We start from the raw sequence: 14,032 nt of genomic DNA on the forward strand, positions 1-14,032 counted from the left end.
AACACCCTGTACCTAGCATTTTTGCTAGCTGTTCCGGCCTCGGCATCTCGCTAGACTCGCCAGGTGAACTTCTCACTCAACCTTGAGGATTCGTGATGAACAACCCATGGCGATTAACGGGCACCGTAGCGCTACTGATTCTGCTTTCCGCACCGGCCTATGCCGAGCTTGCAACCATAAAACATGGCAAGTGGTCTTCAGACCAGAAGGAATCGAAGCATGATTTCAAATGCCCTTCCAACCAAGTCCTCGTAGGGCGCAAGCACAGTGGTGACGAAAACGCCGACACCCATTACCTGTGTGCAACTGTCTTTCAGAAGGAAACACTCAAGACATTTAACGAGACCAAGCAGAATGTCAACACTTGGATTTACGCAACCTGCCCAGAACCTAAAGTCCTGACAGGCCGAGGTAGGTCAGGCGATGAAGAAGAACCCTACTGGATATATTGCTCTGAAGTTCGCGACGTATGGGGCCACGCCTTAGTTCCAACATCGACAAGCGATCAAGAAGTAAAAGAGTCCGATCACGAAGCCGTTTGCGGAAAAGATCAGGTCCTTGCGGGTATGAGACTCAGCGGCGATGAAAACGGACAAACCTTCTACAATTGCGCCGAACTTTACTGACCTATATGACGAGGCATCATCATGTTGACTTTCTTGAAGCTGGGCATCATTGGACTACCGCTTCTCCTGACCAGCCTCGCACCGCTCGCACAGGCCGTCGCTCAAACGCCAGCGCAGGCCGAGTCAAAAACAGAGGGCACCATCCTCATAATGGACAAAGATAACGCACAGTGTTCCCTGAGTGTACCCGGCGAAGGCAGCGGCGAGCTCATACAATATGAATTCACGCTGCGGGATAGCGCCTGCAAAGATGTGAAACCGCGCACGATAAAATTCGACAAGCTTCCCTCGGCAACGGAAATCCTGATTACCGATGGGCTCGGTTGTAGCACCAAAGAAGGTAAAAGTAACTTCTGGATCAAACTGTTGACCATCAGCCGAACTGAGACCGACTGGTTCGAATTCGAAGACCTGGTCAGCTACCCTAAAGAAGAAATCATTGCCAAAGGCCTGGAAATGGTCGACAGCAAGTATAAAAACTCCAGTGAAGTCAGGGACAAAGCCCAGTGCGTGCGGGTGATAACTTCTGCACGCGTTGATCCTCCTACGCCGGTTCCCGTCGAAGAAAACAAGCCTACTCCTTACCAGGGACTTAAACCCCATGATCTCTTTACTTGTGGTCTTCACCAAGTGATGGTAGCGCGCTCAAACCACGGCGACGCGGAAAATGGTAGAACTTTCTATATATGCTCAACCTTCAAGCAGGCCTCAACCGACCTGACTGTCGCTGCGGACAAATGGAGCGACAGCTTCAAGGAAAGTGATGGCATCTATTTCATGTGCCCGCCTGGCAAAGTCATGACTGGAATGGACCACTCGGGCGACGAGAACGGACCAACCAAGTACCGCTGCAGCAGTCTATATAGCGGCGATAAACAACTGTCGGTCATCTGGTCCGATGAATGGTCTGGTGCACAACAAGAGAACGATAGCTCATTCCTCTGCCCCAAAAACTCATTTCTAGTCGGCCGTCGTCACATAGGTGACGAGAAAGACAGAACGATTTATCGCTGTGCAACTGCGCAATAAGAGGGAGGACCGATCATGACTATCTCCTCAAAAACAGCCTCCAATGCGTTCAACTTCCTGAGCTTCGTCAATAACAGCGTTGATCCGCGCACCGGCCTATACACCCTCGCTATCGAACTGCCAGAGCTGGTCGCCAACAACCTCGCCGGGCCTTCGCTACCCCTGCACATCGGCTTCAACCCGATGAACATCGAGGACTCGGGCTTCGGCCGTGGCTGGACGCTCAACCTTAGCCAGTACACCCCCGACAACAACATGCTGCATCTGCACACTGGCGAAAGCTTCCGGGTCGATGGCTCCACTGACGACGGCACCGGCAGGCTGATCAAGGAGCGCAAGCTGCGCAGCTTCCTGTTCCATGACCATGGCGACGGCTACCGCGTCGAGCACAAGAGCGGCATGATCGAGCTGCTCGAAGTGAAAGGGCCTTCTGACAATCGCGTGGCCTTGCCTACCCGGGTCGAGGCACCGTCGGGCCATGGCATCACCCTGAACTACGACAATTACCTCAACCCCCCGGGGCTCACCGGCATCAAGGACGACAGCGGCCTCGACCTGCTGCTCATCACCTATGGCAGCGACCGGGTCACCCTCGACCTGCACCCCTATTCCGGCCCGGGTGGCAAGCCACTGGCCACTTACACCCTCGAGCTCGATAACCGGTTCACCCCGGCCGTACGCGTGCTCGAGTCCATCGTCCTGCCCAGCAATGACAGTTGGGGCCTCGACTACGACAAGGTACGTGAAGTGGTGTGCCTGACGGCCGTAGACACCCCGGTCAATGGCACCGAGCTCATCGAGTATGCCGATGAAGGCCATCGTTTCCCCGATGATGCCCACCCTGCCCTGCCGCGGGTGACCAAGCACACGATCAAACCTGGCCACAACCAGGCCGACATGGTCACCACCTACACCTACACCAGCGAAAACTTCCTCGGCTGGGGCAGTGGCGCCTCATGGGAGGACAATGGCGAGGACAACCTCTACAAGAGTACCGACCGCGCATTCCGCTATGGCTCGACCGCCACCGATCTGCTCGGCAACACGCCGCTGCGCAGCATCACCCGCCGCTTCGACCGTTTTCATTTGCTGAAGCTGCAACGCACCGAGCAGGCCCATGAGGTGTACTACCGGGGCGCCGAGCTACCCCGGCGCGAGACCTGCATCCAGGAAGCCGAGACCGTCTACCACGAAACCGACGCCATGTTCGAGTTTCAGCCGCCCTTCTTCCAGATGCCCAAGTACCAGATCAAGCGCTGGAAGATCCAGGAAGATGCCACCCGCTTGCGTGAGGAGGTGCTGATCACCGACTACGACGAGCATGGCAACCTGACCCTGGAATCCCGGGCGGCGCCCCCGGTCTACAAGGGCAACGAGATCGACCAGCAAGCGACCCTGGCCACCACGGTCCATACCCGTCATACCTATTATCCACAGACCGGTGAAGGTGACGATTGCCCGCCCGACCCACTACTGTTCACTCGCTGCCGCAAGACCAGCACGGTATACCCGGCCAAGATCGGCGAAGGCCAGGCAGCCACCTTGCGCACCCGTTACCGCTACCAAGCCGTGCCTGCCCTGAGCACGGCAGCGGCGGCCCAGGGCTTCCTCGATGCCCGCGAGGAAGCACTGTCACAGGTACTGGATGGCGACAACGAGCGGGTTCTGCAGTTCACCACCCGCAGCCTGTACAAGGAAAGCGAGCACAACGCCTTCCTGCATGGCCGCGTGGCCCAGCAGGCGGTGACACTCAAGCATGTGACCGACCCTGGCAAGGACAAGACCGCGACGTCGACATTCTTCCATTCGCTGATCGACGACGACAACCGGCAAAAGACCTTGCTGCAAGTGCGTGAGACGTTCAAGGCGCATGACCTGAGAGAACGCACAGTGGCCCGCGCGCATTCCATCCATAGCGGCCTGCTCATGCGCGACCAGGACGCCAACAAGGTCAACACCCACTATCAGTACGATGTGCTCGACCGTATGACGGCCGAGACGGTCTTGGGTGACGATGGCGCCAATGCCGCGAGCCGAACCTTCGCTTACGTGCTCGGTGCCAAGCCCTACGAAGAAGTCACGGATGTCAACGGCGTGGTCTCGCGCACCTGGTTCGACGGGTATAACCGGCCTATCCAGCATGACCGGGAAACCGAAGACAAAAGCACCGGGCAGCGCAACTGGCACGTCGTGCAGACGACGCAATACGACAGCGCAGGCCGCACCGCGTCGGAAACCACCTACGACTATCTGGACAACGACGAACCGCGCACGCTGACCAGCACCTATGGCTATGACGGCTGGGGCGAACGCGTGACCAGCCAGCAGCCCGATGGCGTCGTGGCGTGCATCCAACGCTCGCCCTTCGGCAAGGAAGGGTTCATCGTCGACACCTGGCAAGAACGTCACGGCGAGGCCAGGCCACGCAAGTGGCGCCAGTTTGCCAGCAGCGAGTACAACCGCTTCGACAAACCGATCAGCGACCGCCGTCTTGACACTGCAGAGCAGTTGGTGGGGCGCATGCAGTATTACTACGACGGTATCGGCCGTTGCGTGCGCCAGGTACAGCACCTGCGCGACCCCCTGGACCTGGAGGCGCCCCCACTGCAGGAGGAGACCAAGTTCGCCTACGACGTGTGGGGGCGCATGGACAGCAGCGAACGCCCCGATGGCAGCAAGCTGCTGCGCCGCTTCGCCAGCCACAGTACCGATGAACTGACCATCGAGCTGTCACTCGAGCCGGCAGAAGGCGGGCCAGGCAGCATCATCTGCGAGCGCACCTTCGACGGCCTCGACCGGCTGACCAGGCTGACCGTCGGCAAGCGGACCGAGCGCTTCAACTACCACGGCCAGACGAACTTGGTCGACGAACATACGAAGGCCTCCGGCCGCATCCTCAAATATGCCTACACACCGGAGCTGACCCAACAGCCCACCTCGGTCGCCCTGAAGGGGGCAACGGCAGCCAATGACGACGCCCTGTTCGATTACGCCAGGCCCGACGCAGAAATGACCGCGGCCGAAAACAACGCAGGCACGCGAAGCTACGACTACACCGACCAGGGCTATTTGCTTGAAGAAACCTGGACCGACAAGACCACCAACACGCTCGACTACAGGATCACGCACGACACATCGCTTCAGGGCCGCCCGCTCAAGCGCACCGCCAGCAACGGGCCGCAGACCGTTTACCAGTACGACGCCCCAGGGCGCCTGAAACGGACCAGGCAAGCGCGGCAGGAACAGGCTACGCAAGGTTACCTCGAAGCCACGTTCGTCTATGACGCTGACGGGCGCCTGTACCAGACCACCACGGTCGACACTGTCAGCACGCGACAGGTCACCAGCACCGTGCTGTATGACGACCAGGGGCGTGAATCCGAACGCAGCGTGGCGCTTGATGACGGCAGCACGCGAACGATGCAACTGGTATGGCAAGACAACGATCTGCTGCACAGCCGCGCCACGCTGCAAGACGGTCAGCAGCGCCTGCTGGAAACTTTCAGGTATGACAAGCTGAAACGGCTGACCAAGGTCAGCTACACGCTCGAGGACGAGGGCGACGCCGAGGCCTACTTGCCACGTAACCGCGCCGGTCGCTCCATCACGGCGCAGGTGTTCAAGTTCGACCTGTGGAACAACCTAACCCGCTGCGAGACCACTTTCAGCGACGGCAAGAGCGATGACGGGCGCTTCGAGTATGGCACCGAGAATGCGGACGATGTCTACGACCGGTTCCAGCTACGCGAGCTGAGCCACAGCTTGCACCTGCAAGACCCGGGTGCAGAGGATTATCCGAAGTTCCAGGCGTTTACCTATGACAAGGACGGCAACCAGTGCAATGACGAGTGGGGCAACGCCCTGACCTACGATGACTTCGGGCGCCTGCAGCAGGTGACCAGCAGCGATGGGCAACGCGTGCTGTGGCGTTATCGCTACGATGCGCACAATGATCTGGTGGGTGTAACCCAGCCAGATGGGGTCGAACAGCTGCGCCGCTACGAAGGTTACCGCCTGAGCGCGGTGAGCCAGGGCAATGAGCAGGTTCACTACCTGTACGGCGACACGCACCCGCTTGGTCTGCAGAACCTTGCCAAACCGCAGGACACACGCTTGCTGGTCACCGACCATGCCGCGTCGGTGACGGCCGAATACAGTGCCGAGGGCGTCAGCCAGGCGCACTTGAGCGTGTATGGAGAGCGTGGTGACGATGACAACCTCAAGGCCCTGCTGGCTTTCAATGGCGAGGTGCGCGAACTACTGCTCGACTGGTACTTGCTGGGGCGTGGCCTGCGCGCCTACAACCCTGGGCTGATGCGCTTCCACAGCCCTGACTCAGTTCCCCAGGAAGATGCAGGGGTCAACCCCTATATGTATGCCCTCGGTAACCCGGTGAACTGGGTCGACCCGACGGGCCACCGGTCCTCGCCGGTGCCAGGCCGGGATCCGAAGCCGCCTTATATCGATCCTTTGGAAGAGCCCAAGGGCGGCGGGTTCATGGCCATTCTCGGGCACATCGGAGCGCTTGCCGCAGGCATTATGGTGGGCGCCGTTTTGGCGAGCCTGGTGCCACCGGTGGGCGCAATGGTGATCGGCTTGGCGCTTACCGCAATAGGCGCAGGCATGTATTTCCTGGCAGATAAATTGACCAGCAATAGTCAGACACAGACGATTATCAAATATGCTGGCGCATTCATCGCAGGTGTCGGTTTAGGCATGCTAGGCAAGGGAGCGTTCAGGCACTTCAAGGGGGCGGGGGGGAAAGTTACAACTTCAGGGTCGAGTGCGGGTGCTGGCAGTCAAAGAGGAAGTCTAATTCCGAACGCCTCGTCTACGGGCCCAACAAATCCGTTGCCCCCGCCGGGGTCTCAACCTGCAGTCTCACCTTTGAACACAGCGAGTGCAGCACCACCACCAGCACCGCGTGCCCCCACGCCGCCAGTAGACTACCCACCACCGACGCCGACACCTTCACCAGCACCTTCACCAGCACCTTCACCAACACCTTCACCAACACCTTCACCGGCAGCTTCGCCGCAACCTTCACCAGTACCTCAACCGCGAATAACGGTGTCAGAACTTCAGGCAGCACTTGCCAGAAGAGGTCAGAGTAAGTTCGGTTTCCAGGACATTTCTAAACACGCTTTTAAGAGGGGGGCCTGGCGTTATCCTGCACCACGTAACCTTTACTAAGCCATATACAGCAGGGGCCCCAACTGGGCTCCTGCTTTCTTAGAGCAAAACCGGTCTTCTGATTTATCCCCCGCCTTGCCAAGAAGTGCCTTACATCCCCGCGCTCTCAATATCCCTATCGTGCCTCTATCTGAGCCCAGCTCATTGCCGCCATCTGCTCATGATTTGATTGCCGCACCCAGTATGACTGACGCGCATTCATCTCGAAGGCGGTATCCCGATAGGATCATGCCGATGTTTACCCCTTCAATTCGCAACCCGTCACGCCTTCTACTCCTTTCATGCTGTAGCTTCAGCCTGCTCATCACCTGCCAAAGCAGCGCATACGCCGAACTTCAAGCGATGCCGTTCGACGCCAGCTTCATGTACCAGGCCCCCGGCCAGCCCGCGGACGCCGGCGCCCTGGCCCTGCAGTCCCTGGCCGCCGAAACCCCGCTCGCCGCCGGCCGCTACCGCCTGCAAGTGTGGGTCAACCTAGTGCTCCTTGCCGAACACGAGGTAGCACTCAGCAATATCGACGGCCAGCGCGCCCTGCAGCCGTGCCTGGACGCCGCCCTGTTGCGCCAGGCCGGCCTGCGCGAGCAGAGCCTGGCGCAGCCGTTGCCCGACGACGACCGCTGCCTCGACCTCGAAGCCCTCGCCCCCGGCGCCACGGTCAAGCTCGACAGCCGCCAGCTGCGCCTGGACCTGTCCATCCCCCAGGCCTTCATGAACCGGGATTCGGCGCGCATGCCCAGTGCCGATCAATGGGACTATGGCATCAATGCCGCCTTCATCAACTACCAGGCCTCAGCGCAAATGCGCAGCCAGGCCCACGCCGGCAGCCAGAGCAACCAGGACCTTTACCTCAACGGCGGCCTTAACCTGGGCCCCTGGCGCTTGCGCAGCAGCCAGACGCTGCGCGAGAACCAAGACGGCAGTCGACGCTGGACCCACACCAACACCTACGCCCAGCGCGACCTGCCCGGCAGCTTCGGCACCCTCACCCTGGGCGAAACCTCCAGCAACGGCGAGGTGTTCCGCAGCCAGCCGTTCACAGGCCTGCAACTGGCTTCGGACATGGGCATGCTGCCCGATGTGATGCAGAACTACGCACCGATCATCCGCGGCGTTGCACAAACCCGTGCCAAGCTTGAAGTGCTGCATAACGGCTACCCCCTCTACAGCACTTACGTGGCACCGGGCCCCTATGAAATCGACGACCTCGCCGTAGGCAGCGGCAGCGGCGAGCTGGAAATCGTCCTCACCGAAGCCGACGGCCAGGTCAGGCGCTTCATCCAGCCCTATTCCAGCCTTAGCAACCTGCTGCGTGAAGGTATCTGGCGCTACAGCGCCACCCTGGGCCGCTACAAGGGTGCCGAAAACCTCGAGTCGCCACTGCTGTGGCAAGCGACCCTGGCCCGCGGTGGCAGCGCCAGCACCACCCTGTATGGCGGCGTGCAAGGCGGCGACTACTATCGCGCCGGCACCTTGGGCGCCGCGCGCGACCTGGGTAACATCGGCGCGCTGTCGTTCGATGTGACCCGTGCCGAGAGTGATTTGGGCAACGCCCTGGGCAATGTGCACGGGCACAGTTTCGCCGCGCGCTACGGCAAAGCGTTCGATACCGGCACCAACCTGCGCTTCGCCGGCTATCGCTATTCCACCGAAGGCTATCGCGACTACGACGAAGCGGTGCGTGAACGCAACGCCTACAGCGCTTACCACGGCAGCCGTCGTAGCCGCCTGGAAGCCTCGGCCCACCAGCGCCTGGGCATCCGCAGCGCCCTGAGCCTGACCATGACCCAGGACGACTACTGGCAAAGCAACCGGCAGTTGCGCCAGTACCAATTGCAATTTAGCTCCCGCCTGAAAGACCTCACCTTCACCCTCTACGCGTCACAGTCACTCAACGAGCGCAGCCAGAACGACCGCATGTTCGGCCTCAGCCTGTCGATGCCCCTGGACTTCGGTCGCGCCTCCAGCGCGAACCTCGACCTGACGTCCCGCAACGGCGCCCACGGCCAGCGCGCCAGCCTCTCCAGCAGCGCCCTGGACCACCGCCTGAACTACGTCGCCTCGGCCAGCCGCGACGAACGGCACAACCAGACATCCGCCCTCTCGGTCGGCTACCAGGGTGCCAACGCCAGCGTCGGCGCCGGCTACACGCAAAGCGACGATTACCGGTCGCTATCGGTCAACGCCAGCGGCAGCCTGTTGCTGCACGAAGACGGCCTGACCTTCGGCCGTTATCTGGGCGAAACCAATGCCTTGGTGCAGGTGCCGGACATCGCCGGGGTCGGCGTGAAAAACGCCCCTGGCAGCCGCAGCGACAGCAGCGGCCACCTGCTGGTGCCGTACCTGAGGCCCTACCGCAGTAATTTACTCGAACTCGACACCGACGACCTGGGCCCGCAGGTGCAGATCGACAACGGCGTCCAGCACCTGACTCCGCGCCGCGGGGCGATCGTGCAGGCCAGGTTCGACGCGCGCAAGGTCAGCCGGCTGATCCTCACCCTGCTGCATGCCGACGGCCAGCCCCTGCCGTTTGGCACCCAGGTCAACGATGACGCAGGCACGTCGCTGGGCGTGGTCGGCCAGGCCGGCCAGGCCTTGCTGGCGGTCGAAGACAAAGCCCAGGCGCTGCACCTGCGCTGGGGCGAAGACAGCCATGAGCAATGCCGTCTGCAGATCGAGCCCGCCACCATGGACCAAGCACAGGGCTACCACCAACAGACCTTGAATTGCCCCACGACCTGACCCCGCCTACCGGCATCGGAATCGATCACCATGACTGCTTCATTCACTCAACGCGCGATCCTGCCCCTGGCCCTGACGAGCCTGCTGGCCAGCAGCAATGCATTGGCCCTGTGCAAATGGGACGGCGGCCAGCCCAGCGGGCAACTGCTGTACAACATTGACCTGGGCACGCTGTGGGTGCCACGCGATGCACCGACGGGCACCGTCATCGCCACCACCGGCATGAAGAGGACCGCCAACGCCACGGGCGATGTGCTCCTGTGCCCGGTGGCTGTCGCCGGTGACTATGCCGAAGTCAACCTGCCTGTCACCCCACTGGTTGTCCGGCATCTACCGCCTGTCGCCGGCATCGACCCCGACCGCGTGCTGGAGACCAACATACCCGGCGTTGGTGTGCACATCGCCTTGGGCATACCGTATCAGGGAGGACGCGACAACCTCTGGGTCCCGATGGGCCCTGTCTCGATACCTTATAAAGGCTACCAGGACAAACCCAGCCCTGGAGCGATCCGCACGACCTATATGGAAACCGATATCACCGTGATCAAGACCGGTGACATACCGCAGGGCCCGAACGAGTTTGCCGGGAAGGAAGTGTTCAGCGGCACATTCACTGGCGTAGGCAGCGTGCTGAACGCCTACCTGCACGGCACGGTCATGCAGGCGCAATGCTCCCTGCGAGCCAACCCCGTCAGTGCCGACCCGGTCGAACTTGGCGAACACAAAAAGGACATATTCACGGGCGAAGGCACCGTAACAGCCTCGATCCCCTTCCAAATCTACCTGAACCAGTGCGATGACGACCCGGCCGGTGGCAAGGCACGGGTGCATGTCAAGCTGGACGTGACCAAGGGCGCCACCGTGATCGATGCCGGCAGGGGTTTGTTCAGCCTGATCCCGGGCCCTGACAGCGCGACCGGCCTGGGCGTGCAGGTATTGCGAGGCGACGGTGTGACCCCCGCCGAGCTTGGCCAGGAGCTGGACATGAGCGCGATCACCCCGGGCGATATGCGCATCGACTTCAACGCCCGCTACTATCAGGTGGACGCAGAGGTCACGCCCGGAATCGCCAAAAGCGCACTCAATTTCACGATCTATTACAAGTAGGGCGACACGCTGGATGGGCACAACGGGCGAGGCTGGCCCGTTGCGCCAACGACGAACCGCTGGTCGGGATAAAAAACGAACAGACAGAAACGAAGAAAGGGACTTGCGTCCCTTTCTTCGTTCAACGATTTGGAGCGGGAAACGAGACTCGAACTCGCGACCCCGACCTTGGCAAGGTCGTGCTCTACCAACTGAGCTATTCCCGCAATTTGAAGCTTTACCGCTAATCGGCGTGAAGCGCCTTTACGACCTTCACCACCACTGCACCGTGCGAACGCCACAGTATTTAAACTGGAGCGGGAAACGAGACTCGAACTCGCGACCCCGACCTTGGCAAGGTCGTGCTCTACCAACTGAGCTATTCCCGCATTTGGCGTCCCCTAGGGGACTCGAACCCCTGTTACCGCCGTGAAAGGGCGGTGTCCTAGGCCACTAGACGAAGGGGACACACAACACTTTTCAGTGCACCAGCACCTGAACCTCACGATCCAGACTGGATTTTTATTTCCTGCCCCGCCGTTAAGCGTTGCCGGAGAATTTGGAGCGGGAAACGAGACTCGAACTCGCGACCCCGACCTTGGCAAGGTCGTGCTCTACCAACTGAGCTATTCCCGCAATTTGGCGTCCCCTAGGGGACTCGAACCCCTGTTACCGCCGTGAAAGGGCGGTGTCCTAGGCCACTAGACGAAGGGGACACGCTGCTGGCATTACTGCCTGCTTTCACTCCCTGCCGCGTTTCGCTGTGTGCTTTACGCTGCAAGTGGCGCGCATTCTATGGATGCTTCGAACAGGCGTCAACCCCTTTGTAGAAATTTATTTAAATCAATGACTTCGGTCCATATGGAAGGTGCTGCCAGGGCGCGCCGATGGATTGGCGTTGATTTTCTGACAACACCTCGGGCAAGCTCAGCATCAATGTGCCAGCATGCAGCTATAAAGCGAATGGCCGATAGAACCAGAGATTTGCCTGCCAAGGCCTCCCGCGAGCACGCTCGCTCCTACACTCTATATGCAAACCTTTTGATGAGGCGTTAACGGTGACACCACTTCTGATCACTCTGCTCATCGTGGCGGGTATCGCGTTGCTGATCGTGATCGGCTACCTCAACAACGTGGTCGAAAACAGCAAGCTTGAACGCGCACGGCTGAAAGTCGAGCTCGCCGACCGGGTACGCCGCTGTGGCGAAATCACCGAGACCTTCCCGGGCCAGTTCATGACCCCGGCCCTCAAGCTGCTGCTGGCGCGCCTGGAGCTGAACCTCAACCAGCGGCAACTGGCGCTGGACAAGCAGAACGCGCAACTCAAGGCGCGCATCGCCGAGCTCGAAGGGCTGATCGCCCAAGGCGAACGCATTCCGGTGAACAACCCGCCCTGCCCGATCCAGACCGAGGTCAAGGCCAAGGATGTACGCTTCCTGCTCGAGGCGCTGCACAACCAGATCGTCAAGGGCAGCCAGGAGAACGTGCTGCAGACCAACGAGGCCAAGCAGTGGGTCAAGGAGATCCGCCACATCCTGGTGCTGCTGCATATCGAGTTCTTCAACAACCTCGGCCAGCAGGCGCTGCAGCAGGAACAGCCAGGCCAGGCGCGGCTGGCCTTCGAGCGCGGTGTGCAATACCTGCGCAAGCAGCCGGAACCGAAGGTGTATGAAGAGCAGCTGACCTATCTGGAGAAACTGCTGGCGCGGGCCAATGCCCAGGTGCTGGACAAGATGGAGCCGGCGGAGAACGAGCAGAACGAATTGACCGAGGGGCTCAAGACCGATGAGGACGAGACCTGGAAAAAGCGGGTGATCTACGACTGATATTTAACCTGTACCGGCCCCTTCGCGGGCGCGCCCGCTCCCACAGGGATTTCACCAGACCTGAGAGCAGTGCAATACCTGTGGGAGCGGGCATGCCCGCGAAGAGGCCGGTACAGGCAGCACAGCATCAGCAGTCGGTCAATTCAAGAAAGATCGCTGCCAACCTTTCCAGCCCCACCTGATCCGCCTCACTGAAACGCGCCAGCTTCGGGCTGTCCAGATCCAGCACACCAATCAACCGCCCGTCCTTCACCAGCGGAATCACCAGCTCGCTGTTGGACGCGCTGTCACAGGCGATATGCCCCGGAAAGGCATGCACATCTTCCACGCGCTGGGTCTGCCGGGTAGCCGCCGCCGCGCCGCACACGCCCTTGCTGAACGGAATGCGCACACAGGCCACCTGCCCCTGGAACGGGCCGAGCACCAGCTCTTCGTTGCGGTTGAGGTAAAAACCCGCCCAGTTCAGGTCGTCCACCTGGTTGTAGAGAAACGCCGAAAACTGCGCGGCATTGGCGATGAAGTCGCGCTCGTCGGCGAACAGCGCCTGTACTTGCGCGGCCAGCAGGTTGTAGCCGTCGAGGCCGGCGCCACTGGCATTGAGGTCGATCATGTTTACTTTTGCTCCAGCAATTGCAGCCCGACCCAGTAGCGGGCGAACTGATAGGCACAACGGCCATTACGGTTGCCGCGCCCGGTTGCCCAGCGCACGGCGAGAATTTCCAGGGCTTCGTCACGTTGCCAGGCCAGGCCTGCAGGGCGGGCCAGCTGGCCGATCCAGTGCTCGACCACGTCGAGGAAGTGTTCCTGGCTGAACGGGTAGAACGACAGCCACAGGCCGAAACGGTCGGACAGGGCGATCTTGTCTTCCACCGCTTCGTTGGGGTGCAGCTCGCCGTCGACCATCTTCCAGTTTTCGTTGTCGCTCTGTTTCTCCGGTACCAGGTGGCGGCGGTTGGACGTCGCGTACAGCAGCACGTTGTCCGGGGCCTGCTCCAGCGAGCCGTCGAGCACGCTCTTGAGCACCCGGTAGTCGCCCTCCCCGGCTTCGAACGAGAGGTCGTCGCAGAACAGGATGAAGCGTTGCGGCAGCTTCTGCAGCTGCTCGACGACACGCGGCAGGTCGGCCAGGTGGTCGCGCTCGATCTCGATCAGGCGCAGCCCGGCGCCGGCATGCTCGGCCAGCAGGGCGCGCACCAGCGACGACTTGCCGGTGCCACGCGAGCCCCACAGCAAGGCGTGGTTGGCCGGCATGCCACTGATGAACTGGTGAGTGTTGCGGCCCAGCTGGTCACGTTGCTTGTCGACACCGATCAGGTCGCTCAGGCGGATGTCCAGGCTGACTTCCAGCGGCATCAGGTAACCCGTGCGGCCATCGCGCTGCCAGCGCGCAGCCAGGGTGGTGCTCCAGTCGATGTGCGGGCGCGGCGCCGGCAACAAGGGTTCGAGACGCGCCAGCACCGATTCCGCGCGTTCCAGGAAAGCATTCAAGCGAGCGTCCATGACGACTCCTACAAATTTCAGTTTTTTGGGGCC

8 protein-coding genes and 5 tRNA genes are annotated in these 14,032 nt (G+C 60.9%); 6 read left to right on the forward strand and 7 right to left on the reverse strand.

What is annotated here, in order from left to right; translation table 11 throughout:
• Nucleotides 1–95 precede the first annotated feature (95 nt).
• The 5 genes from N430_RS29310 to N430_RS19180 all read left to right on the forward strand — a co-directional run bounded on the left by N430_RS29310 (nucleotide 96) and on the right by N430_RS19180 (nucleotide 10,694).
• Nucleotides 96–626, forward strand: a complete 531-nt coding sequence (locus N430_RS29310; protein WP_133248863.1) for a hypothetical protein — start codon at nucleotides 96–98, stop codon at nucleotides 624–626.
• 21 nt (nucleotides 627–647) lie between these two features.
• Nucleotides 648–1,655 carry a hypothetical protein gene (locus N430_RS19165; protein ID WP_110638304.1) on the forward strand — a complete coding sequence of 336 codons (1,008 nt, stop codon included), beginning with the start codon at nucleotides 648–650 and terminating at the stop codon, nucleotides 1,653–1,655.
• A 15-nt stretch (nucleotides 1,656–1,670) separates the two neighbouring features.
• A complete protein-coding gene (locus tag N430_RS19170; RefSeq protein WP_116583654.1) occupies nucleotides 1,671–6,848 on the forward strand; it encodes an RHS repeat-associated core domain-containing protein in 5,178 nt (1,725 codons plus the stop codon).
• 342 nt (nucleotides 6,849–7,190) lie between these two features.
• Nucleotides 7,191–9,587 (forward strand): fimbria/pilus outer membrane usher protein, encoded by a 2,397-nt coding sequence (locus N430_RS19175; protein WP_256592153.1) that lies wholly within the window; start codon nucleotides 7,191–7,193, stop codon nucleotides 9,585–9,587.
• Between the two features lie 30 nt (nucleotides 9,588–9,617).
• Nucleotides 9,618–10,694 carry a fimbrial protein gene (locus N430_RS19180; protein ID WP_110638302.1) on the forward strand — a complete coding sequence of 359 codons (1,077 nt, stop codon included), beginning with the start codon at nucleotides 9,618–9,620 and terminating at the stop codon, nucleotides 10,692–10,694.
• A 130-nt stretch (nucleotides 10,695–10,824) separates the two neighbouring features.
• On the opposite strand, the gene N430_RS19185 is transcribed toward N430_RS19180, so the two are convergent.
• The 5 genes from N430_RS19185 to N430_RS19205 all read right to left on the reverse strand — a co-directional run bounded on the left by N430_RS19185 (nucleotide 10,825) and on the right by N430_RS19205 (nucleotide 11,389).
• Nucleotides 10,825–10,900 (reverse strand) — tRNA-Gly (locus N430_RS19185).
• A gap of 86 nt (nucleotides 10,901–10,986) precedes the next feature.
• Nucleotides 10,987–11,062 (reverse strand) — tRNA-Gly (locus N430_RS19190).
• Between the two features lie 3 nt (nucleotides 11,063–11,065).
• Nucleotides 11,066–11,141 (reverse strand) — tRNA-Glu (locus N430_RS19195).
• A 92-nt stretch (nucleotides 11,142–11,233) separates the two neighbouring features.
• A tRNA-Gly gene (locus N430_RS19200) sits at nucleotides 11,234–11,309 on the reverse strand.
• Between the two features lie 4 nt (nucleotides 11,310–11,313).
• Nucleotides 11,314–11,389, reverse strand: a tRNA-Glu gene (locus tag N430_RS19205).
• Nucleotides 11,390–11,731: 342 nt separating this feature from the next.
• Here N430_RS19205 and N430_RS19210 point away from each other — a divergent pair.
• Entirely contained in the window at nucleotides 11,732–12,499 is a 768-nt protein-coding gene (locus N430_RS19210; protein ID WP_110638301.1) for a hypothetical protein, read from the forward strand.
• Between the two features lie 127 nt (nucleotides 12,500–12,626).
• On the opposite strand, the gene N430_RS19215 is transcribed toward N430_RS19210, so the two are convergent.
• Nucleotides 12,627–13,109, reverse strand: coding sequence for a GAF domain-containing protein (locus tag N430_RS19215; protein ID WP_110638300.1), 483 nt, complete (start codon nucleotides 13,107–13,109; stop codon nucleotides 12,627–12,629).
• A gap of 2 nt (nucleotides 13,110–13,111) precedes the next feature.
• Entirely contained in the window at nucleotides 13,112–13,999 is an 888-nt protein-coding gene (locus N430_RS19220) for an ATP-binding protein (protein ID WP_110638299.1), read from the reverse strand.
• Between the last annotated feature and the right edge of the window lie 33 nt (nucleotides 14,000–14,032).

The sequence above is a fragment of the Pseudomonas sp. CC120222-01a genome, assembly GCF_003097235.1.
Lineage (GTDB): Bacteria > Pseudomonadota > Gammaproteobacteria > Pseudomonadales > Pseudomonadaceae > Aquipseudomonas.

What these genes read in the sequence shown, in the direction of transcription:
- N430_RS29310 (WP_133248863.1), top strand. Translation starts at nt 96, where the DNA reads ATGAACAACCCATGGCGATTAACGGGCACCGTAGCGCTACTGATTCTG.
- N430_RS19165 (WP_110638304.1), top strand. Translation starts at nt 648, where the DNA reads ATGTTGACTTTCTTGAAGCTGGGCATCATTGGACTACCGCTTCTCCTG.
- N430_RS19170 (WP_116583654.1), top strand. Translation starts at nt 1,671, where the DNA reads ATGACTATCTCCTCAAAAACAGCCTCCAATGCGTTCAACTTCCTGAGC.
- N430_RS19175 (WP_256592153.1), top strand. Translation starts at nt 7,191, where the DNA reads ATGCCGTTCGACGCCAGCTTCATGTACCAGGCCCCCGGCCAGCCCGCG.
- N430_RS19180 (WP_110638302.1), top strand. Translation starts at nt 9,618, where the DNA reads ATGACTGCTTCATTCACTCAACGCGCGATCCTGCCCCTGGCCCTGACG.
- N430_RS19215 (WP_110638300.1), bottom strand. Translation starts at nt 13,109, where the DNA reads ATGATCGACCTCAATGCCAGTGGCGCCGGCCTCGACGGCTACAACCTG.
- N430_RS19220 (WP_110638299.1), bottom strand. Translation starts at nt 13,999, where the DNA reads ATGGACGCTCGCTTGAATGCTTTCCTGGAACGCGCGGAATCGGTGCTG.